Source organism: Stenotrophomonas sp. 28608_Sma (genome assembly GCF_056486185.1).
In genome coordinates, this window is sequence record NZ_CM151308.1 from 752609 (window position 1) to 774866 (window position 22258).

17 protein-coding genes and 1 pseudogene are annotated in these 22258 nt (G+C 67.3%); 17 read left to right on the forward strand and 1 reads right to left on the reverse strand.

Features of this window, described 5'->3' with window-relative positions; all coding sequences use genetic code 11:
* Positions 1–6: 6 nt before the first annotated feature.
* The 14 genes and pseudogenes from rsmH to lpxC all read left to right on the forward strand — a co-directional run bounded on the left by rsmH (position 7) and on the right by lpxC (position 16393).
* Positions 7–975, forward strand: a complete 969-nt coding sequence (rsmH, locus tag ACZLHH_RS03330) for a 16S rRNA (cytosine(1402)-N(4))-methyltransferase RsmH (protein ID WP_012510046.1) — start codon at positions 7–9, stop codon at positions 973–975.
* Positions 972–1235 (forward strand): cell division protein FtsL, encoded by a 264-nt coding sequence (ftsL, locus tag ACZLHH_RS03335; protein ID WP_005412242.1) that lies wholly within the window; start codon positions 972–974, stop codon positions 1233–1235. The genes rsmH and ftsL overlap by 4 nt, the downstream gene beginning before the upstream one ends.
* A complete protein-coding gene (locus ACZLHH_RS03340) occupies positions 1232–3076 on the forward strand; it encodes a peptidoglycan D,D-transpeptidase FtsI family protein (protein WP_049461624.1) in 1845 nt (614 codons plus the stop codon). The genes ftsL and ACZLHH_RS03340 overlap by 4 nt, the downstream gene beginning before the upstream one ends.
* Positions 3073–4581: a UDP-N-acetylmuramoyl-L-alanyl-D-glutamate--2,6-diaminopimelate ligase gene (locus tag ACZLHH_RS03345; protein WP_049461623.1), complete on the forward strand. Its 1509-nt coding sequence runs from the start codon at positions 3073–3075 to the stop codon at positions 4579–4581. Before ACZLHH_RS03340 ends, ACZLHH_RS03345 begins: the two co-directional genes overlap by 4 nt.
* Positions 4578–5972: a UDP-N-acetylmuramoyl-tripeptide--D-alanyl-D-alanine ligase gene (locus ACZLHH_RS03350; RefSeq protein ID WP_049461622.1), complete on the forward strand. Its 1395-nt coding sequence runs from the start codon at positions 4578–4580 to the stop codon at positions 5970–5972. Before ACZLHH_RS03345 ends, ACZLHH_RS03350 begins: the two co-directional genes overlap by 4 nt.
* Positions 5962–7047 carry a phospho-N-acetylmuramoyl-pentapeptide-transferase gene (gene mraY / locus ACZLHH_RS03355; protein ID WP_010481929.1) on the forward strand — a complete coding sequence of 362 codons (1086 nt, stop codon included), beginning with the start codon at positions 5962–5964 and terminating at the stop codon, positions 7045–7047. Before ACZLHH_RS03350 ends, mraY begins: the two co-directional genes overlap by 11 nt.
* Position 7048: 1 nt before the next feature.
* The gene (gene ftsW, locus ACZLHH_RS03360; protein WP_049399807.1) at positions 7049–8371 is read left to right on the forward strand and encodes a putative lipid II flippase FtsW; all 1323 of its coding nucleotides are present in this window, start codon (positions 7049–7051) and stop codon (positions 8369–8371) included.
* On the forward strand, positions 8368–9456 hold the full coding sequence (murG, locus tag ACZLHH_RS03365; protein ID WP_049461621.1) for an undecaprenyldiphospho-muramoylpentapeptide beta-N-acetylglucosaminyltransferase: 1089 nt from the start codon (positions 8368–8370) through the stop codon (positions 9454–9456). The genes ftsW and murG overlap by 4 nt, the downstream gene beginning before the upstream one ends.
* 40 nt (positions 9457–9496) lie before the next feature.
* Positions 9497–10933, forward strand: a complete 1437-nt coding sequence (murC, locus tag ACZLHH_RS03370; RefSeq protein WP_012510048.1) for a UDP-N-acetylmuramate--L-alanine ligase — start codon at positions 9497–9499, stop codon at positions 10931–10933.
* Positions 10930–11892 carry a D-alanine--D-alanine ligase gene (locus ACZLHH_RS03375; protein WP_049399805.1) on the forward strand — a complete coding sequence of 321 codons (963 nt, stop codon included), beginning with the start codon at positions 10930–10932 and terminating at the stop codon, positions 11890–11892. Before murC ends, ACZLHH_RS03375 begins: the two co-directional genes overlap by 4 nt.
* Positions 11889–12566: pseudogene (locus ACZLHH_RS03380) on the forward strand (cell division protein FtsQ/DivIB); the annotation flags it as partial. The gene ACZLHH_RS03375 and the pseudogene ACZLHH_RS03380, both read left to right, overlap by 4 nt.
* Positions 12567–12634: 68 nt before the next feature.
* Positions 12635–13870 (forward strand): cell division protein FtsA, encoded by a 1236-nt coding sequence (gene ftsA, locus ACZLHH_RS03385; protein ID WP_005408083.1) that lies wholly within the window; start codon positions 12635–12637, stop codon positions 13868–13870.
* A gap of 170 nt (positions 13871–14040) precedes the next feature.
* On the forward strand, positions 14041–15276 hold the full coding sequence (gene ftsZ / locus ACZLHH_RS03390; RefSeq protein ID WP_043397963.1) for a cell division protein FtsZ: 1236 nt from the start codon (positions 14041–14043) through the stop codon (positions 15274–15276).
* Positions 15277–15481: 205 nt separating this feature from the next.
* Positions 15482–16393, forward strand: coding sequence for a UDP-3-O-acyl-N-acetylglucosamine deacetylase (lpxC, locus tag ACZLHH_RS03395; RefSeq protein WP_005408085.1), 912 nt, complete (start codon positions 15482–15484; stop codon positions 16391–16393).
* A gap of 282 nt (positions 16394–16675) precedes the next feature.
* Here the strand turns inward: lpxC and ACZLHH_RS03400 are convergent, their stop codons facing one another.
* Positions 16676–17125, reverse strand: coding sequence for a DciA family protein (locus tag ACZLHH_RS03400; protein ID WP_005408086.1), 450 nt, complete (start codon positions 17123–17125; stop codon positions 16676–16678).
* A 12-nt stretch (positions 17126–17137) separates the two neighbouring features.
* Here ACZLHH_RS03400 and ACZLHH_RS03405 point away from each other — a divergent pair, with 12 nt between their 5' ends.
* The 3 genes from ACZLHH_RS03405 to ACZLHH_RS03415 all read left to right on the forward strand — a co-directional run bounded on the left by ACZLHH_RS03405 (position 17138) and on the right by ACZLHH_RS03415 (position 22238).
* Positions 17138–18094 (forward strand): M23 family metallopeptidase, encoded by a 957-nt coding sequence (locus tag ACZLHH_RS03405; protein ID WP_049461620.1) that lies wholly within the window; start codon positions 17138–17140, stop codon positions 18092–18094.
* A 341-nt stretch (positions 18095–18435) separates the two neighbouring features.
* Positions 18436–21168 carry a preprotein translocase subunit SecA gene (gene secA, locus ACZLHH_RS03410; protein WP_032129708.1) on the forward strand — a complete coding sequence of 911 codons (2733 nt, stop codon included), beginning with the start codon at positions 18436–18438 and terminating at the stop codon, positions 21166–21168.
* 113 nt (positions 21169–21281) lie between these two features.
* Entirely contained in the window at positions 21282–22238 is a 957-nt protein-coding gene (locus ACZLHH_RS03415; protein WP_049461619.1) for a Nudix family hydrolase, read from the forward strand.
* The last annotated feature ends 20 nt before the right edge of the window (positions 22239–22258 follow it).

The following is a 22258-nucleotide window of genomic DNA, read 5'->3' on the forward strand; positions in this document are numbered from 1 at the left end:
GCCCGGATGCGCCCAGAAGCGCAGGCCGGTCACCTTCCGGTGTCGCAGTCGCCGGCGGTGCACCTGCCGGTCCTGTACACCCAGGTCCTTGAAGGCCTGAGGGTGATCGAAAACGGACGTTATCTGGATGGCACGTTCGGTCGTGGCGGTCATGCACGTGGCGTGCTCACCCAGCTCGGTCCCGAGGGGCGCCTGCTGGTCATGGACAAGGATCCGGAAGCCATCGCCGTAGCCGAGCGCGATTTCGCGCCGGACCCGCGCGTGTCCATCTTCCGTGGCAGCTTCGCCCAGCTGCTGCAGTGGGATGCGACGGCTGAAGGCCTGGACGGCGTGCTGTTCGACCTGGGCGTGTCGTCGCCGCAGCTGGACGTGGCCGAGCGTGGCTTCAGCTTCGGCAAGGACGGCCCGCTGGACATGCGCATGGACCCGGACAGCGGTGAAAGCGCCGCGCAGTGGATCAACCGCGTCGAAGATCGCGAGATTGCCGACGTGCTGTGGACCTACGGCGAAGAGCGTCAGAGCCGCCGTATCGCCCGTGCCATCGTGGCCCGCCGCGAGAAACAGCCGTTCTCCCGCACCGCCGAACTGGCTGAGCTGATCGCCTCGGTGATGCCGCGCGGCAAGGACAAGATCCACCCGGCCACGCGCAGCTTCCAGGCCATCCGCATCCACATCAACCGCGAGCTGGCCGATCTGGAAGCCGGGCTCGATGCGGCCGTGGAACGGCTCAAGCCCGGCGGCCGCCTGGCGATCATCAGCTTCCACTCGCTGGAAGATCGAATCGTCAAGCAGTACATGAACCGCCTGGCCAAGGCGCCGCCGGCCAACCGCCGCCTGCCCGAGGCGGAGGTGTTCGTGCCGACCCTGGATCTGATCGGTGGCGCCATCAAGGCCACCGACGAAGAACTGGCGGCCAACCCGCGTGCCCGCAGCGCCGTGCTGCGCGTGGCCCAGAAGCGGGAGGCCGATGCATGAGCCGGCTGCTGCTGATCATCCTGTTGGCCTCGACCGTGGCCTCGGCGATCGGCGTCGTGTTCGTGCGTCACCGTCACCGGCAGACGTTCATCGAGCTGTCGCGCGCTGAGCGCAAGCGCGATGACATCAATCTGGAATTCGGCCGCCTGCAGCTGGAACAGGCCACCCTGGCCGAAGCCAACCGTGTGGATCGCATCGCCCGCGAGAAGCTCGGCATGAAGTTCCCCGAGGCCGCCGACATCGTGGTGGTGCGCCCATGAGCAAGACCGGCCGCAACCGCCCGCGCAACGCCTTCAACCTGCGCCAGCGCCTGCGTTGGGTTGCCCTGGCGCTCGGCCTGTGCTCGGTGTCGCTGGTCGGCCGCGCGGCCTACGTGCAGATCATCAACAGCGATTTCTACCAGCGCCAGGGCGAAGCCCGCTACCTGCGCGAGCTGCCGATCAAGACCTCGCGCGGCATGATCACCGACCGCAACGGCGAGCCGCTGGCGGTGTCGACCCCGGTCGCTTCGATCTGGGTCAACCCGCAGGACCTGCTGCGTTCGCCCGAGCGGATTCCTGAGCTGGCTCAGGCGGTCGGCATGTCGGTGGATGAGCTGAGCAGCCGCCTGTCGCAGAAGTCGGACAAGGAATTCATGTACCTGCGCCGCCGGATCAATCCGGACGAGGCAGAGAAGGTGGTCGCGCTGAAGATTCCGGGCGTGGCCGCGCAGCGCGAGTTCCGCCGCTTCTACCCGCAGGGTGAGGCGATGGCGCACGTGCTGGGCTTCACCAACATCGACGACCGCGGCCAGGAAGGCCTGGAGCTGGCGTTCGACGAATGGCTGCGCGGCAAGGCCGGTGCCAAGCGGGTGATCCGCAACCGCAAGGGCGAGACCGTCGAAAGCGATCTGCTGCGCGCCGCCGAACCGGGCAAGGACCTGACCCTCAGCATCGACCGCCGCATCCAGTACCTGGCGTTCAAGGAACTGCGCAACGCGCTGGTGGCCAACAAGGCGGCCGGCGGTTCGATGGTGATCATGGACGTGACCACCGGCGAGATCCTGGCCATGGTCAACCTGCCGACCTACAACCCGAATTCGCTGACCGGCGCGCTGCCCGATGCGCGCCGTAACCGTGCAGTGACCGACCTGGTCGAGCCGGGTTCGACGATGAAGCCGTTGACCATTGCCACTGCGCTGCAGGCCGGTGCGGTGACCAAGGACACCATCATCGATACCAACCCGGGTTACATGACCCTGGGCCGCTTCACCATCCGCGACGTGCCGCGCAACAACGGCGTGCTGAACGTGACCGGCGTGATCACCCGCAGTTCGAACGTGGGCGCGGCCAAGGTCGCGGCAAAGATGCCGGACCAGGTGTTCTACGACGGCGTGCGCCGCTTCGGCTACGGCTCGGTGCCGCACAGCGGTTTCCCGGGTGAATCCGGCGGCGTCGTGCTGCGCCCGGCGCGCTGGTCAGGCACCACCAAGACCACCATGTCCTACGGCTACGGCCTGAACGTCACCCCTCTGCAGATCGCTACTGCCTATTCGGCGTTGGCCAATGGTGGCAGGTTGATCGCGCCGACCTTCGTCAAGGGCCAGCGCAACGAAGGCCAGCAGATCATCGACGAGAACGTCGCCAAGCAGGTGGTGGCGATGATGGAAACCGTGGTCACCCAGGGCGGCGCCAAGCAGGCGGCGGTGCTGGGCTACCGCGTGGCCGGCAAGACCGGTACCGCGCGCAAGGCCGGCCCCGGCGGTTACGAGCGCGGCCATTACAACGCGCTGTTCGCTGGCGTGGTGCCGGCCACCAATCCGCGCTTCGCCACCGTCATCGTCATCAACGACCCGCAGGCCGGCAAGTTCTATGGCGGCCTGGTGTCGGCGCCGGTCTACCACAACGTGATGGAAGGCACCCTGCGCCTGATGGACGTGCCGCTGGACGACCTGCAGTCGTGGCTGGCCGCACAGCAGTCCGGCAAGGTCGGCCATTCGGCCTCGATCCTGCCCGCGCCGCCGGCCGAGGCCGCGCTGCCGGTGGATGCCGCCGCTGAATTCGACGCTGCGCTGCCCAGCGCGCAAGCCCAGACGCCGCCCGCTACGGGAGGCACGCAATGAGTCCTTCGATGTTGCTTTCGCAGTTGCTTCCGGATGTGGCCCTGGCGGGCCACGATCCCGTTTTGACCGGCCTGGTGCTGGACAGCCGCGCCGTGCGCCCCGGCAATGCCTTCGTCGCCATCGCCGGTTTCGGCGCGCATGGCCTGGGCTTTGTCGAGCAGGCCCGTGCGGCCGGCGCTGGCGCCATCCTGTTCGAACCGCCGGCACCGGTCGAACTGCCGGCACCGGCCGATGCGATTGCGGTGCCGGGCCTGCGCGCGCGCATGGGTGCGATGGCCGACCAGTTCCATGGCGCACCGTCGCGGGCGATGGCGATGGTGGGCGTGACCGGCACCAACGGCAAGACCTCCACCGTGCAGCTGCTGGCCCAGGCCTGGCACCTGCTCGGAACGCCCAGTGGCAGTATCGGCACGTTGGGCGCCGGACTTTACGGTGCAGTTGAGCCGACCGGCTTCACTACGCCGCTGGTGCTGCAGATGCATGCGTTGCTGGCGCAGCTGCGTGATGCCGGTGCGCGCGCGGTGGCGATGGAAGTCAGCTCGCATGCGCTGGACCAGGGCCGCGTGGATGCGGTGCACTACGACGTGGCGGTATTCACCAACCTCACCCGCGATCATCTGGACTACCACGGCGACATGGCCAGCTACGGCGCGGCCAAGGCACGGCTGTTCCATCGCCCGGGACTGAAGGCCGCGGTGATCAATCTTGACGACGCGTTCGGTCGCCAGCTGTTCGCCGGCCTCCCGGCGGGCGTGCAACCGATCGGCCTGAGCTCGCGCGGTGCCACCGATGCCAGCGTGCGCGCCGAGGCGCTGCAGCTGGACGGCCGTGGCATTGCCTTCGAACTGGTCATCGACGGCCAGCGCGCGGCGGTGCAGTCGCCGCTGCTGGGCCGCTTCAACGTGGACAACCTGCTGGCCGTGGCCGGCACCCTGCACGCGCAGGGTCAGCCGCTGCCGCGCATTGCCGAGGTGTTGTCGGCGCTGCAGCCGATCCGTGGCCGCATGAACCGCCTGGGCGGCGAAGACGGCCTGCCGACCGTGGTGGTCGATTACGCACATACCCCGGACGCACTGGAACAGGCGCTGGACAGCCTGCACGGCCACCTGCAGGGCACGCTGTTCTGCGTGTTCGGCTGCGGTGGCGAGCGTGATACCGGCAAGCGCCCGCAGATGGCTGCGATCGCCGAGCGCCTGGCCAACCAGGTCATCGTTACCGACGACAACCCGCGTGGCGAAGACGGCGACGTGATCGTGGCCGACATCCTGGCCGGCTTCCAGAACGCCGATGCCGTGACCGTGCAGCGCAGCCGCGCGCGTGCGATCGGCCTGGCGGTGAAGCGTGCCGGTGCCGGCGACATCATCCTGATCGCTGGCAAGGGCCACGAGCCGTACCAGGAGGTGAATGGCGTGCGCCATGACTTCGACGACACCGAAGTGGCCGCCGCTGCGTTGGCAGCCAAGGCCGGTGTGCTCAGCGCGCAGGCCGGGGAGGGCATCGCATGAAGCGCACTCTGCTTTCGCTGATCGCACACTGGGCCGGCGGCGAGATCCACGGCGACGACGTGGCCATCGATGCGGTCAGCAATGACACCCGCAGCCTCGGCCCGGGCAGCCTGTATGTGGCGCTGCGCGGCGAGCGTTTCGATGGCCATGACTTTGCCGCCGACGCGCAGGCGCGCGGTGCCAGCGCGCTGCTGGTCGAGCGCCTGCTGCCGATCGAACTGCCGCAGGTGCTGGTGGCCGACAGCGAACTGGCGCTGGCGAAGATCGCCACCGGCATGCAGCGCGACCGCGATACCGAGGTGTTCGCGATCACCGGCAGCAACGGCAAGACCAGCGTGAAGAGCCTGCTGCTGTCGATCCTGCAGCAGGTGGCCCGTCATGCGCACAAGGTGGTCTACGCCAACCCGGGCAACCGCAACAACGAGATCGGCCTGCCGCTGGCAGTGATCGATGCCCCGGAAGATGCCGACTACGCTGTCTACGAGATGGGCGCGGGCAAGCCGGGTGACATCGCCTACCTGACCGACATCGCCCGCCCGCGCTATGCGCTGGTCAACAACATCGCCCCGGCGCACCTGGAACGCATGGGCAGCCTGCTCGGCGTGGCAGTGACCAAGGGCGCGATCTATGCCGCGCTGCCGGCCGATGGCGTGGCGGTGATCAACGTCGACGATGCCTACGGCCGCTGGTTCGAACAGCACTTCGTCGGCACCCCGCCGCGCTGCCGCGTACTGCGCTATGGCCTGGAGCACACCGCGGACATCACCGCGCGCGACATCCGCGCCGGCGCGCAGGGCAGCCAGTTCACCCTGGTCGCACCGGGCGGCGAAGCCCGCGTGGTGCTGGGCCTGCCGGGTCGCCACAACGTCAGCAATGCGCTGGCCGCTGCCAGCCTGGCGCTGGCCGCCGGTGTCGATCTGGCGCTGATCGCGGCCGGCCTGGCCGAAGCACAGCCGGTACCGGGCCGCCAGATCGCCCATCAGCTGCGCAACGGCGCGGTGCTGGTGGACGACAGCTACAACGCCAACCCCGGTTCGCTGGCCGCGGCCATCGACGCCCTGGCCGCCGCGCCGGAAGAGGGTTGGCTGGTGCTGGGCGACATGCGCGAGCTGGGTCCGGACGCCGAAGCGCTGCACGCGCAGGCAGGGCTCCGCGCGCGCGCTGCTGGCCTCAAGCGCCTGTATGCGCTGGGCCCGCTCAGCGCCGCTGCCGCCACCGCCTTCGGTGAAGGCGGCCGTCATTTCGCCACCCATGACGCGCTGTCGCAGGCGCTGAAGGACGAGCTGCACGCCGGCGTGCGCTGCCTGGTCAAGGGTTCCCGTGGCAGCGCCATGGACACGATTGTCAAAGCGCTGCTGGCGCAAGGAGAGGAATCCCCGCATGTTGTATGAACTGGCTCGATGGTTGCAGCAGTTGGAGAGCCTGTTCGGGCTGTTCAACTACCAGACGTTCCGCGCCATCCTTGCCGCGCTGACGGCCCTGTTCCTGTCGCTGTGGCTCGGCCCGGCGATGATCCGCAAGCTTGCCCAGTTCAAGGGCGGCCAGCCGATCCGCAAGGACGGTCCGCAGACCCATTTCTCCAAGGCCGGTACGCCGACCATGGGCGGTTCGCTGATCCTGCTCACCATCACCCTGTCGGTGCTGATGTGGGCCGACCTGCGCAACCGCTACGTGTGGCTGGTGCTGGCGGTGATGCTGTGCTTCGGCGCCATCGGCTGGTATGACGACTGGATCAAGATCGTCCGCCGCGACCCGAACGGCCTGAAGTCGCGCTGGAAGTACCTGCTGCAGTCGATCTTCGGCCTGGCCGCGGGCCTGTTCCTGTTCTACACGGCCGACGTGCCGGCGGCGCTGACCTTCTACATCCCGATGTTCAAGTCGATCGCGCTGCCGCTGGCCGGCATCGGATTCGTGGCCATCGCCTACTTCTGGATCGTCGGCTTCTCCAACGCGGTGAACCTCACCGACGGCCTGGACGGCCTGGCGATCATGCCGACCGTGCTGGTGGCCTGCGCACTGGGCGTGTTCGCCTACGCCTCGGGCAACGTGGTGTTTGCCAACTACCTGCAGATCCCGCAGATCCCGGGCGCCGGCGAGCTGGTCATCATCTGCGCGGCCATCGCCGGTGCGGGCCTGGGGTTCCTGTGGTTCAACACCTATCCGGCCATGGTGTTCATGGGCGACATCGGCGCGCTGGCGCTGGGTGCGGTGCTGGGTACGATCGCAGTGATCACCCGCCAGGAGCTGGTGCTGGTGATCATGGGCGGCGTGTTCGTCATCGAAACGCTGTCGGTGATGATCCAGGTCGCCTCGTTCAAGCTGACCGGCAAGCGCGTGTTCCGCATGGCACCGATCCACCATCACTTCGAACTGAAGGGCTGGCCGGAGCCGCGCGTGATCGTGCGCTTCTGGATCATCTCGGTCGTGCTCGTGCTGATCGGCCTGGCCACGTTGAAGGTGCGCTGAGATGAACGACCTGTCCCGCCAGGCAACACGCCTTGAGGCCATCGAAGGCAGCTACGACAAGTGGCTGCTGGGCGCGATCATCGCGCTCACGGGCATCGGCGTGGTGATGGTGGCGTCCAGCTCGATCGCTCTGATGAGCAGCCCGTTCTACTACCTCAACCGCCACCTGATCTTCCTGGCGGTGGGTATCGTGCTGGCGGTCGTAGCCGCCCGCACTGAACTGAAGTCCATCGAGCAGTACAACCAGATGCTGCTGCTGGGCTGCTTCGTGCTGCTGCTGGCGGTGTTCGCACCGGGCCTGGGCAGCACGGTCAACGGCGCACGCCGCTGGATCAATCTGGGCATCTCCAAGTTCCAGACGGTGGAAGCGGTGAAGGTGCTCTATATCGTCTGGCTGTCCAGCTACCTGGTGCGCTTCCGCGACGAGGTCAACGCGACCTGGCCGGCGATGCTCAAGCCACTGGGCGTGGCCGGTGCGCTGGTGCTGTTGCTGCTGCTGCAGCCGGACTTCGGTTCCTCGACCCTGCTGCTGGCGATCACCGCCGGCATGCTGGTGCTGGGCGGTGTGAACATGCCGCGCATGTCGATGCCGGTGATCATCGGCCTGGTCGGCATGAGCGCGCTGGCGATCATCGAGCCGTACCGCATGCGCCGCATTACCTCCTTCCTCGACCCGTGGGCCGACCAGCAGGGCGACGGCTACCAGCTGTCCAACGCGCTGATGGCCGTGGGCCGCGGCGAGTGGACCGGCGTTGGCCTGGGCAACTCGGTGCAGAAGCTGTACTACCTGCCGGAAGCACATACCGACTTCATCTTCTCGGTCACCGCGGAGGAGTTCGGCTTCCTCGGCACCTGCGTGATCGTGGCCCTGTACGCGCTGCTGGTCGGCCGCACGTTCTGGCTGGGCATGCGCTGCGTGGAAATGAAGCGCCACTTCTCCGGCTACATCGCCTTCGGCATCGGCCTGTGGATCAGCATGCAGACCTTCGTTTCGATCGGCGTGAATCTGGGTATCCTGCCGACCAAGGGTCTGACCCTGCCGCTGATCTCCTCCGGCGGTTCGTCGGTGCTGATGACCTGCGTGGCGATGGGCCTGCTGTTGCGCGTCTCCTATGAGCTCAAGCGCGCCGAGCGTCGCCAGGCCGTGCGCATCGGCGGTGGCGACGAGGCCGTGGCCGATGCACCCGTGGACGCGCCGGCCGCACCGGCTGCGGCCAGCGTGCCGATGAGCGCCGAGCCGACGGCTGCCGCTGCAGCGAACGCCGCACGCGGTACCAGCCGCCTGCAGTCGCGCATCGAACCGACCTTCGGGAGGCTGTCATGAGCGCAGCCACCGATAACGTGCGCCCGGTGATGATCCTGGCCGGTGGCACCGGCGGTCACATCTTCCCCGGCCTGGCCGTGGCCCGCGTGCTGCGCGCGCGCGGCGTACCGGTCACCTGGATGGGCGCCGATGGTGCGATGGAAACCCGCCTGGTGCCGCAGCACGACATTCCGATCGACACGCTGGCCATCACCGGCCTGCGCGGCAAAGGCAAGCTGGCCCTGCTGGGCGCGCCGTGGCGGCTGATGCGCGCGCTGCGTGCCGCCGGCATGATCATCCGCAAGCGCCAGCCGCGTGCGGTGGTCGCCTTCGGTGGTTTCGCGTCCGGCCCGGGGGGCATGGCCACACGCCTGCACGGCCTGCCGCTGCTGGTGCACGAACAGAATCGCGCTCCCGGCATGACCAATCGCATCCTGTCGCGCTATGCGCGCCGGCTGCTGACCGGCTTCCCGGGCACCTTCGCCAAGGGCGAAGAGTTCGTCGGCAACCCGGTACGTGCGGAGATCGCCGCCATCGCACCGCCGGAACAGCGTTTCGCTGACCGCCAGGGTCCGCTGCGCGTGCTGGTGGTCGGTGGCAGCCAGGGCGCGCGTGCGCTCAACACCGGCGTGCCGCAGGCGATTGCTGCGCTGGGCACGAGTGTGCCGGTGCAGGTTCGCCACCAGAGCGGCGAAAAGCTGCATGCCGAAGCGGTCGAGGCATATGCCAAGGCCGGCGTGCAGGCTGAAATCACGCCGTTCATCGCCGACATGGCCGAGGCCTTTGCCTGGGCCGATCTGGTGGTGTGCCGTGCGGGCGCTTCGACGCTGGCCGAGCTGTGTGCGGTGGGTGTCGGCAGCGTGCTGGTGCCTTTCCCCGCTGCCGTCGACGATCACCAGACCCGCAATGCGGAGTACCTGGTCGAACGCGGCGCGGCGGTTTTGCTGAAGCAGGACGGAACGCTGGCCGACGGCATTGCCGCACTGCTGCGCGATCTGTCCGAAAATCCCGCCCGCCGCATGCAGATGGCGCAAGCCGCGCGTGCCCTGGCCAAGGTCGATGCCGCCGAGCGCATCGCCGATATCATTCTTGAGGAAGCTGTATGAAGAAGGCATGCCACCGCGCCTGCCCTGCGCGAGGCCGCGCATGATCCGTCGCCTGCACGACACCAACGACCTGGTGCGCGCGTTCCCGCGCGTGCATTTCGTCGGCATCGGCGGCACCGGCATGAGCGGTATCGCCGAAGTGATGCTGACGCTGGGCTATGAGGTGTCCGGCTCGGACAACGCCGACAACGTGGCGACCCGTCGCCTGGCCAGCCTGGGTGCGCGCATCATGCGCGGCCACTCCGCAGCCAACGTGCTGGGCACCGACTGCGTGGTGGTCTCCAGCGCCATCCGCGAAGACAACCCGGAACTGATGGAAGCGCGCAGCCAGCGTATTCCGATCATGCCGCGTGCGGCGATGCTGGCCGAGCTGATGCGCTTCCGCCGCGGCATCGCTGTGGCCGGTACCCATGGCAAGACCACCACCACCAGCCTCACCGCTGCAGTGCTGAGCGAAGGCGGGCTCGACCCGACGTTCGTGATCGGTGGCCAGCTGCTGGCTGCCGGCGCCAACGCCAAGCTGGGCGGTGGACAGTGGCTGGTGGCCGAGGCCGACGAAAGCGATGGCAGCTTCCTGCGCCTGAACCCGCTGATGTCGATCATCACCAACATTGACGCCGATCACCTGGAGAACTACGGCAACGACTTTGCCCGCGTGCAGGCGGCGTTCGCCGAGTTCCTGCAGCGCCTGCCGTTCTACGGCCTGGCGGTGCTGTGCATCGACGATCCAGAAGTCGCGGCTCTGGCTGCCAAGACCCCGCGCCACGTGATGAGCTACGGCATGAGCCCGCAGGCCGACGTGCGCGCCGAGAACGTGGTGCAGGAAGGCTCGCGCATGCGCTTCACCCTGCGCCTGCCGCAGGGCACCAGCCAGGAAGTGGTGCTGGCGCTGCCGGGCAAGCACAACGTACTCAACGCGCTGGCCGCCGCTGCGGTGGGCTGGCAGCTGGGCGTGGCACCGGACGCGATCGCGCGCGCACTGGAAGGCTTCGCCGGTGTCGGCCGTCGCTTCAACGATCTGGGCGAAGTGACCACCGCCAGCGGCGCCAAGGTCCGCATCATCGACGACTACGGTCATCACCCGAGCGAGCTGGAAGCGGTGTTTGCCGCCGCCCGTGGTGGCTGGGCCGACAAGCGCCTGGTGGTGGCCTTCCAGCCGCACCGCTACAGCCGTACCCGCGACCAGTTCGACAAGTTCGCCGCGGTGCTGTCCAGCGTCGATGCACTGGTGCTGAGCGAGGTCTACCCGGCCGGCGAGGAACCGATTGCTGGTGCCGATTCGCATGCGTTGGCCCGCGCCATCCGTGCGCGTGGCCGCAGCGAGCCGGTGGTGGTGGGCAAGGCCGCCGAGCTGGCCAGCGTGCTGCCGGACGTGCTGCAGGACGGTGACCTGCTGCTGATGATGGGTGCCGGCGACATCGGTGCCGTGGCCACCCATATTGCGGTGGAAGGCTTCAAGGGGGAGGGCGAGGCGTGAGCGCGCTGACCTTCCCGCCGCTGCGCGTGACCGACCCGGCCGTGTTCGGCCGCGTCGCCGTGCTGCTCGGCGGCAGCTCCAGCGAACGCGAGGTGTCGCTGGACTCCGGCCGCAACGTACTGGAAGCGCTGCAGTCGCGCGGCGTCGATGCGTTCGCGGTGGATGGCATTCCGGCGCTGGCCAAGGCGCTCGCCGCCGGTGGCATCGATCGCGTGTTCAACATCCTGCATGGCCACAACGGTGGCGGTGAGGACGGCATCGTGCAGGGCCTGATGGACGCCTTCGGCGTGCCGTACACCGGCTCGAACGTGCTGGGCTCGGCGCTGAGCATGGACAAGATCCGCACCAAGCAGGTGTGGCTGTCGCTGGGCCTGCCCACCCCGCAGTACCGGAAGGTGGACGCGACCACGGTGCATGCACTGGCAGCCGAACTGGGCCTGCCGGTAGTGGTGAAGCCGGCCAATGAAGGCTCCAGCGTGGGTATCAGCCGGGTCACCGATGACGCGGGCCTCGATGAAGCCGTGGCGCTGGCCGCGCGCTACGACGGCCAGCTGCTGATGGAACAGATGGTGGTGGGCGACGAGCTGACCGTGGCCATCCTCGGCGATGTCGCACTGCCGTCGATCCGCATCGTGCCCAAGGGCCAGTGGTACGACTACAACGCCAAGTACATCGCCGAGGACACCCAGTACCTGTGCCCAGGCCTGGATGGTGACGACGAAGAGGAAATCCGCCGCATCGCGCTGGCCGCGTTCCGTGCCGCCGGCTGCCGTGGCTGGGGCCGCGTGGACGTGATGCGTGACCGCAGCAGCGGTCGCTTCTTCCTGCTGGAAGTGAATACCGCGCCGGGCATGACCAGCCATTCGCTGGTGCCCAAGGCCGCAGGCCAGGCCGGCATCAGCTTCGAAGAGCTGGTGTGGCGCGTGCTGGAACAGACCCTGGAGGCCTCGCACGCATGAACGCGGTGCTGCGCATCTTCGTCTGGCTGTTGGCGCTGTCGGTGGTTGCACTGCCGGTGGTGGCCGTGGTCAATGGCTGGGTCGGCGCCGAGCGCTGGCCGCTGGCGAAGCTGCGCGTGCATGGTGAGTTCAAGCGGGTGCCGGCCGAGCAGTTGCAGCAGGTGCTGCTGCCGTACGCGCATGCGGGCTTCTTCGCGGTCAAGCTGCAGGACGCGCAGGACGCCCTGGAGCAGCTGCCGTGGGTGGAAAGCGCGCAGGTGCGCAAGCAGTGGCCGGACGTGCTGGAAGTGACCCTGGTCGAGCACAAGCCGTTCGCGCGCTGGGGCAACGACCGCCTGGTTTCCGAGCAGGGCAAGTTGTTCCCCACGCCGAAGAAGCTGGCCGATCTGGCGCTGCCCGAACTGGACGGCCCCGACAGCCAGACCGAAGAAGTGATGAAGCTGTACAGCGACTCGCGTGCATTGTTCGCACCGGCCGGCGTCGACGTGCGCCGGGTGACGATGGATGCGCGCGGCAGCTGGTCGCTGGTGCTGAGCAACGGTACCGAAGTGGTGGTCGGCCGCGACGACGCGCGCTCGCGCATGCAGCGCTTCGTCAAGGTGCTGCCGCAGCTCAACCGTCAGGACGCGCCGATCGAGCGCGCCGATCTCCGTTACACCAATGGTTTCACGCTGAGCTGGGGTACCCCGGCCACGCCGGCGAAAACGCCGGCGACCCCAGCCAGCAGGACGCAGGAAAGGACATGAATCGCAAGGGTGACAAATCGCTGATCGTTGGGCTGGACATCGGCACCTCCAAGGTGGTGGCGCTGGTGGGCGAGTACTCGCCGGGCAACCCGATCGAAGTGATCGGCATCGGCTCGCACGAGTCGCGCGGGCTCAAGCGTGGCGTGGTGGTGGACATCGAATCGACCGTGCAGTCGATCCAGCGCGCGGTGGAAGAAGCCGAGCTGATGGCCGGCTGCGAGATCCGCTCGGTGTATGCCTCGATCTCCGGCAACCACGTGCAGTGCAAGAATTCGCCCGGCATCGTGCCGATCCGCGACGGCGAAGTGACCTGGGGCGACCTGGATCGCGTGCTCGATGCGGCCAAGGCCGTGGCGATTCCGGCCGACCAGAAGATCCTGCACGCGATCCCGCGCGAGTACGTCCTGGACGATTCGCAGGAAGGCATCCGCAACCCGGTCGGCATGACCGGCGTGCGCCTGGAAGTGCATGCCCACCTGGTGGTGTGCGCGCAGTCGGCTGCGGCCAACATCAGCAAGTGCGTCCAGCGCTGCGGCCTGCAGGTGGACGACCTGGTGCTGTCCTCGCTGGCCTCCAGCGTGGCGGTGCTGACCGCTGACGAGCGCGAGCTGGGCGTGGTGCTGGTCGACATGGGCGCCGGCACCACCGATATCGCGGTGTTCGTGCAGGGCGCGATCTGCCACACGGCTTCGCTGCCGATCGCCGGCGACCACGTCACCAATGACATCGCGCACATGCTGCGCACGCCGACCCCGGAAGCCGAGCAGATCAAGGTGCGCTATGCCTGCGCCCTGGCCCAGCTGGCCACCGCCGAGGAAAGCATCCAGGTGCCGTCGGTGGGCGACCGCCCGCCGCGCCGCATGCCGCGCCATTCGCTGGCGCAGGCCGTGCAGGGCCGCTACGAGGAAATCTTCGAGATGGTGCAGGCCGAACTGCGCCGCTCCGGCTTCGAGGAACTGGTACGCGCCGGCATGGTGCTGACCGGTGGCGCTTCGAAGATGGAAGGCGTGGTCGAACTGGCCGAGGAAATGCTGCAGATGCCGGTTCGCGTGGGCATCCCGCAGCACGTCACCGGCCTGGGCGAAGTGGTGGGCAACCCGGTGCATGCCACCGGCGTGGGCCTGCTGCTGATGGGCAGCCAGATCGAGCACCCGCGGCGGCCGTCGCTGCCGACCGGGCGCGCTGGAAGCATGTTCAAGAAACTCAAGACCTGGTTCCGCGGCGAGTTCTGACGCGGAACCCGTAACACCGGGCATCGCCCGGGCGCAGCACCCGCAGTACCCGTAGCACAACGCAACACCGGCAACACACAACCCACACAGCCGCAACGTCGGCATGCAGCAGGACGGCAGGACGCCCGAATGCCCATGCCAGCCAAAGCGGATACAACGAGGACACGGACATGGCGCATTTTGAACTGATCGAAAAGATGGCACCCAATGCGGTGATCAAGGTGGTTGGCGTGGGCGGCGGCGGCGGCAATGCCGTGGCGCACATGGTCAACTCGGCGGTGGACGGCGTGGAATTCATCACCGCCAACACCGACTCGCAGGCCATCAAGAATTGCGGTGCCAAGCTGCAGCTGCAGCTGGGTACCAACGTGACCAAGGGCCTGGGCGCAGGCGCGAACCCGGAAGTCGGCCGTCAGGCCGCGCTGGAAGACCGTGAGCGCATCATGGACGCCCTGCAGGGTGCGGACATGGTGTTCATCACCGCCGGCATGGGCGGTGGTACCGGCACCGGCGCTGCGCCGGTGGTGGCACAGCTGGCCAAGGAAATGGGCATCCTGACCGTGGCCGTGGTCACCAAGCCGTTCCCGTTCGAAGGCCGTCGCCGCATGCAGGTGGCGCTGAAGGGCATCGAGGAACTGAGCCAGCACTGCGACTCGCTGATCACCATCCCGAACGAGAAGCTGATCACCGTGCTGGGTCGCAACGCGACCATGATCCAGGCCTTCCGTGCCGCCAACGACGTGCTGCAGGGCGCCGTGCAGGGCATCGCCGACCTGATCGTGCGTCCGGGCCTGATCAACGTCGACTTCGCCGACGTGCGCACCGTCATGTCCGAAATGGGCCTGGCGATGATGGGTACCGGCACCGCCCGTGGCGATGACCGCGCCCAGGCCGCCGCCGAAGCCGCGATCCAGAACCCGCTGCTGGACGATGTGAACCTGGCCGGTGCCAACGGCATCCTGGTCAACATCACCGCCGGCGCCGACTTCACCATGGCCGAGTTCGACGAAATCGGCCGCACCATCGATGGCTTCGCTTCCGAAGACGCCACCGTGGTGGTCGGTACCGTGCTGGATCCGGACATGCAGGACGAAGTGCGCGTGACCGTGGTCGCTACCGGCCTGAACCGCGTGTCGGCCAGCAAGACCCAGCGTCCGGGCGAGCGTGCGCCGATCAAGCTGGTCCGCAATGCCACCACCGGCCAGCCGGAATTCGGTGACTTCGACAACGGCGGCGACGCCGTGTCCAAGGCCGTGGGCGGCATGGGTCTGGGCCTGCGTCGCGCCAGCAGCGATACCGCGGCAGCCTCCGCTCCCTCGGCCCCGGCCGCTTCGGCCCCGGCGGCGGCGGAACTGCCGAACGACTACCTGGACATCCCGGCGTTCCTGCGCCGCCAGGCGGACTAAGCGGGGCACCCGGGGCTTGTCCTCCCCGGGTTGCGCCACCATGTCCTGAAAACGCGGGCGCCGGGCCAGGATGGGTCCGGCTGCCCTGCTTCACGCGCGTCCCCACGGCGTGCCGGTGCGTCCTGCCTGCAGCCTTCACTGGCGTTTCAGCCAGGGTAGGGGAGGGCGCGTGTTAATCTAATGTGTCACTTCCGGCCCATCCCCCATGATCCAGCAACGCACCCTCAAGAACACGATCCGCGCCACCGGCGTTGGCCTGCACAGCGGTGACAAGGTCTACATGACCCTGCGCCCGGCACCGGTCAACCATGGGATCGTGTTCCGTCGCGTGGACCTGGACCCGGTGGTGGAAGTGCCGGCCAAGGCCGAACTGGTCACCGAAGTGACCCTGTGCACCGGCCTGACCTGCAACGACGCCAAGATCCAGACCGTCGAACACCTGATGTCGGCGCTGGCCGGCCTGGGTGTGGACAACATCATCGTCGAACTGTCCTCGGCCGAGCTGCCGATCATGGACGGTTCGGCCGGCCCGTTCGTGTTCCTGCTGCAGTCGGCAGGCATCGTGGAACAGGATGCGCCCAAGCGCTTCATCCGCGTGCTGAAGACCGTGGAAGTGACCGAGGGCGACAAGGTGGCCCGCTTCAGCCCGTACGAGGGCTACAAGCTGGGCTTCACCATCCAGTTCGATCACCCGATGATCCCGGCCAAGCAGTCGCGCCAGGAAATCGAGTTCTCGACGCTGGCCTACACCAAGGAAATCTCCCGCGCGCGCACCTTCGGTTTCATGCGCGACCTGGAATACATGCGCGAGCGCAACCTGGGCCTGGGCGGTTCGATGGACAACGCCATCGTGCTGGACGAGTTCCGCGTGCTCAACGAAGACGGCCTGCGCTACGCCGACGAATTCGTGCGCCACAAGATCCTCGACGCGATCGGCGACCTCTATCTGGCCGGTGGCCAGGTGCTGGGTGCCTACGAAGGCTTCAAGTCCGGTCACGCCCTCAACAACAAGCTGGTGCGGGCGCTGATGGCCGACGCCACCGCCTGGGAATGGGTCAGCTTCGACTCGCCGGCCACCCCGGACCCGGTGGAATATGCCACTCCGGCCTACGCCTGATTCCTGTAGATCGTTGAATTGAAAGACAAAAGCGCCGCCTTCCAGGGCGGCGTTGTCGTTTCAGGCGTGTCCGGCGCATTCAGCATGCTTGACGCGCGTCAAGGCCGGTTCGAGGTCACGGTTTTGTGAACCTGTTGGATCGGAAGCCTGAATTTAACGTAGTTTTAACAACAATCTAACGACAGGCCCCCGGATGGCAGCTAGGATGCGACCCGGCCCCCGAAATGTTTCACGCCGTGGTGACACGCGCGACGGGGAGCGGAGCCGGATGCTCCGTTGTCGTCAGGACCGCTTCTTCGGCTTCGAAGGAACGTCCTGCAGGCAAGCCAAGGCGTCGCGTAGCCCTTTGTGCGTGGCGGCTGAAACTGCGTGGGGTCCATTCCGGTTGTCGAGCGCTGGGGAGCGCGTGGGAGTGGGAGACGCAGTCTTGATGGTCACCCTGGTGGCCTTCAGCCCGATGGAACGGGCCGCGTCGAGCAACTGGGCTTCGGCAAGCCGCAACTTGGCATGCCAGACCGGGGACTCGACGAGAAAAACGAGGTGTTCCCCGTCCACATTGGCCAGCCGGCAACGGCTGCGCAGAGGTGGCGGCAACTGGGGGCGCAACTGACGGTCCAGCGCGTCAAGCCACAAGGCACGCCGCAGCGGGTTCCCGCTTTTGTCCGCCATCACCGCATCCAGCGCCGGCTTCGGCACTGACGCGGGGCGAACGCTGGATTTCGGCTCAGACATGAAAACTCACTGATGGCATTCAAAAAGATCGTAATCAAAACGCGTGAAGGACAGGCCAAAGCGTCGCCGATCGCGCGTTTGCGGTTCTATTTCGAGGACCGCCCCCGCGCCCTGCTGGGCAGCGTGCTCGGGGTAGGCTGCATTATCGGCCTTGCCGGCGGCATTGGCGCCAGCGCGCTGAATGATTCCCGCCTGCAGGCCAAGGTCGAGCGCCAGGATGCAGAGCTGGCCAAGATCAAGCGCGATGCGCAGACCCAGGTCAACGCGCTGGCGGCCCGCCTCGGCGAGCTGCAGGCCCAGGCCACCCGCCTCAACGCCCTCGGCGAACGGCTGACCCAGATGGGCAAGCTGGAAGACGGCGAGTTCGACTTCAACGAGACCCCCGGTCTCGGTGACGGCGACGCCGGCGGCCCGACCAGCGACATCCCGGTCAAGGACGTCAACGCCGACTTACAGGTGCTGGAGCAGCGCTTCGCTGCTTCAGGCCGCCAGCTGTCGGTGATGGAATCGCTGATGTTCGACCACCAGCTGCAGCAGAACGCCGTGCCGTCGCGCATGCCGATCCGCAACAGCTACGTGACCTCCGGTTTCGGCACCCGTGCCGACCCGTTCGGCCGCGGTGCCGCCACCCACAAGGGCATGGACTTCCACGCCAGGGTCGGTGACCCGGTGATGGCCGTGGCCGAAGGCGTGGTCAGCTTCTCCGGCGTGAAGGGCGGCTACGGCAACGTGGTCGACGTCGACCACGGTAACGGCTACGTCACCCGCTACGCGCACAATTCGCGCCTGGTGGTGAAGGTCGGCGACCTGGTCCGTGCCGGGCAGGAAGTGGCCAAGGCCGGTTCCACCGGTCGTTCGACCGGCGCCCACGTGCACTTCGAAGTGTGGGAAAACGGCAACGTGGTCAACCCGCGCAAGTTCCTCGGCGACGGCGGCAACACGCCGGTCGGCCGCGTCAGCCGCGGCTGATGCCCCATTGGGGTGCCGGCTGCCGTCGGCACTACCGCCCCCGGAGTACGGGGGCAGCGCCGTAGGCGCGGGGGTGTGGAGGCGAGGTAAGTGGGGCCCACGGTTCGCGCAGCGAAGCGTGGGAGCGCCAGCGCGCATGCGCTGACGCGTACCCGGCCAGCGGCCGGCACTACCGGGAGTGTTCGGATGCCATTGCCGCCAAAGGGTTGAAACCCCTTGCGGCCGTCCCAAGCTACAATGGGTGTTGCCATCGACAGGGCGCCAGGCGCCCTGTTTCGTTTGCGGCGGACGGATCCCAAGGGGGAGGCCGGGCGTCGTGTCCATCCAACCCGGTTCCTTCAATGATCAACAGCCTGCTTACCCGCGTATTTGGCAGTCGTAACGAACGACAGCTGCGCCAGCTCAACCGCATCGTCGCCAAGATCAATGCGCTGGAGCCGGAGATCGAGAAGCTTTCCGACGAGCAGCTTCAGGCCAAGACGCCGGAGTTCAAGCAGCGCATCGCCGACGGTGAAGCCTTGGACAAGGTGCTGCCGGAAGCGTTCGCGGTCTGCCGCGAAGCCGGTCGCCGCGTGCTGGGCATGCGCCACTACGACGTGCAGCTGATCGGCGGCATGGTGCTTCACCTGGGCAAGATCGCAGAAATGCGCACCGGTGAAGGCAAGACCCTGGTGGCGACCCTGCCGGTGTACCTCAACGCGCTGGAAGGCAAGGGCGTGCACGTGGTCACCGTGAACGACTACCTGGCCCGCCGCGACGCCGCGCAGATGGGCAAGCTGTACAACTGGCTGGGCCTGAGCGTGGGCGTGGTGTACCCGGGCATGCCGCACAGCGACAAGCGCGAAGCCTACGCCTCGGACATCACCTACGGCACCAACAACGAATTCGGCTTCGACTACCTGCGCGACAACATGGCGCTGTCCAAGGCCGACCGCTACCAGCGCGGCCTGCACTACGCCATCGTCGACGAAGTCGACTCCATCCTGATCGACGAAGCGCGTACCCCGCTGATCATCTCCGGCCCGGCCGACGATTCCCCGGAGCTGTACATCCGCGTCAACCGCGTCGTGCCGAACCTGGTCAAGCAGGAAGCGGAAGACGGCGAAGGCGACTTCTGGGTCGATGAGAAGGGCAAGCAGGTGCACCTGTCCGAAGCGGGCATGGAGCACGCCGAGCAGCTGCTGGTCGAGGCCGGCATCCTCGACGGCGAGACCGAAGGCCTGTACGCGCCGCAGAACCTGACCGTGGTCCACCACCTGAACGCCGCGCTGCGCGCGCACGCGATCTACCAGCGTGACGTGGATTACATCGTGCGCGATGGCGAAGTGGTCATCGTCGATGAGTTCACCGGCCGCACCCTGTCCGGCCGCCGCTGGTCCGATGGCCTGCACCAGGCGGTGGAAGCGAAGGAAGGCGTGCCGGTCCAGCGCGAGAACCAGACGCTGGCGAGCATCACCTTCCAGAACCTGTTCCGCATGTACAAGAAGCTGTCCGGCATGACCGGTACGGCTGATACCGAAGCCTTCGAGTTCCAGAGCATCTACGGCCTCGAAGTGGTGGTGATCCCGACCAACCGCCCGACCATCCGCAAGGACAGCCCGGACCAGGTATTCCTGAACCGCAAGGGCAAGTTCAATGCGGTGCTGGCCGACATCGAAGAGTGCGCCAAGCGCGGCCAGCCGGTGCTGGTGGGTACCACCTCGATCGAAACCTCGGAAATGCTGTCCGAGCACCTGCGCAAGGCGGGCGTGAAGCACGAAGTGCTCAACGCCAAGCAGCATGACCGCGAAGCGACCATCGTCGCCAATGCCGGCCGTCCGGCGGCCGTGACCATCGCCACCAACATGGCCGGCCGCGGTACCGACATCGTGCTGGGCGGTTCGCTGGAAGCGGAGATCCACGAGCTGGGCGAAGGCGCGACCGACGAACAGAAGGCCGCGGTCAAGGCCGATTGGCAGAAGCGCCACGAGGCCGTCAAGGCTGCCGGCGGCCTGCACATCGTCGGTACCGAGCGCCATGAATCGCGCCGTATCGACAACCAGCTGCGCGGCCGTTCGGGCCGCCAGGGTGACCCGGGTTCGTCCCGCTTCTACCTGTCGCTGGAAGACAACCTGATGCGCATCTTCGCCTCCGACTGGGTGCAGAAGGCCATGCGCATGATGGGCATGAAGGAAGACGACGTCATCGAGGACCGCCTGGTCAGCCGCCAGATCGAGAAGGCGCAGCGCAAGGTCGAGGCCCACAACTTCGACATCCGCAAGAACCTGCTGGACTTCGATGACGTCAACAACGACCAGCGCAAGGTGATCTACGCCCAGCGCGACGAGCTGCTGGACGCCGAGTCGGTGAAGGACAACGTCGACGGCATCCGCGACGACGTGATCTTCGACGTGGTGGCCCGCTTCGTGCCGCCGAACTCGATCGACGAGCAGTGGGACCTGCGTGGCCTGGAAGCAACCCTGGAGTCGGACTTCGGCCTGCAGATGTCGCTGACCGATCTGGTCAAGTCGCACGAAGAGCTGGACGCCGAAGCCATCGCCGCCAAGGTGCAGGAGCGCGTCAACCAGCACTTCGCCGAGAAGGAAGCCGGTGTCGGTGAGGAAACCATGCGTGCGCTGGAGAAGCACGTGATGCTGACCGTGCTGGACCAGAGCTGGAAGGAGCACCTGGCGCGCATGGACTACCTGCGCCAGGGCATCTACCTGCGTGGTTACGCGCAGAAGCAGCCGAAGCAGGAGTACAAGAAGGAAGCCTTCGAGCTGTTCTCGGACATGCTGGAGAACGTCAAGCGCGAAGTGGTGACCCTGCTGTCGCGCGTGCGCATCCGCAGCGACGAGGAAGTGCAGGCGCTGGAAGCAGCCGAACGCCAGCAGGCCGAAGCGCGCCTGAGCCAGTCGCAGTTCCAGCACCAGGACGTGGGCGGCTACAGTGCCGACGAGGAAGCCGCGCAGGTGCAGGCTGCCCAGCAGGGCATTGCACAGGCGCAGCGCGATGAGCCGAAGATCGGCCGCAACGATCCATGCCCGTGCGGCAGTGGCAAGAAGTACAAGCACTGCCACGGCCAGCTGAGCTGACCCCGAAGAGCCCCGCGAAAGCGGGGCTCTTTTTTCATGGCGGCTGTTTCGTGGGGCTGATCCGGCCCGATCCGAGATTGCGCGGGCCGCCCTGTTCTGGGCATGCTTCCCCCATGGCTCCCCCCACCCGATCGATCCACGTCGTGGCCGCCGTCATCACCGACGCCCGTGGCCGCGTGCTGCTCAACCGTCGTACCGAGAACCGCGACATGGCCGGCCTGTGGGAGTTCCCCGGCGGCAAGCGCGAATCCGGCGAGACCTCCGAGCAGGCGTTGGTTCGCGAGCTGCGCGAGGAACTGGGCATCGAAGCCGATGTCGGCGAATGGCTGATGGATGTGCCGCAGCGCTACCCGGACAAGCACCTGACCCTGGAAGTGCGCCACGTGCGCAGCTGGAAGGGGACGCCACGTGGCCGCGAGGGCCAGGCCATTACCTGGGTGGCGCCGGATAAACTTGGTCGCTATTCGATGCCACCGGCCGATCTGCCGGTGGTGGCCGCGCTGCGCCAACCCGACAGCTACCTGATCACCCCGGCGCCGGCCGATGACGCCGACGGCGTGCAGCACTGGCATGAGCAGCTGCAGCGTGTGGTGGCGGCGGGCCAGCAGCGCATCCAGCTGCGGTTGCCGACGGCACATCCGGAGCGCCAGGCGATGGTCGAACAGGCCGTGCGCGCACATCGTCGCAGCGGGGTGCAGTGGCTGCTCAACCGCGATATCGAACGCGCGCGCGTACTGGGCGTTGGGGTGCACCTGGGCAGCGAGCAGCTGCTGGAGCTGTCGCAGCGTCCGCTGCCCGAAGGCCAGCTGGTGGCCGCGTCCTGCCATGACCTGCAGCAGCTGCAGGCCGCACAGCGGTTGGGCTGCGACTTCGCCGTGCTGGGCCCGGTGCAGGCCACGGCCAGCCATCCCGATGCCGTGCCGCTGGGCTGGAACGCGTTCGCCGAGCTGCGCGCGCAGGTGTCACTGCCGATCTATGCGCTGGGCGGCATGGGCCGCGGTCACATCGCCGAAGCGCGTCGCCATGGTGGGCAGGGCATCGCCGCCATCCGCGCGCTGTGGCCGGAGTGAGCCGGCATGCGGGGTCAGAT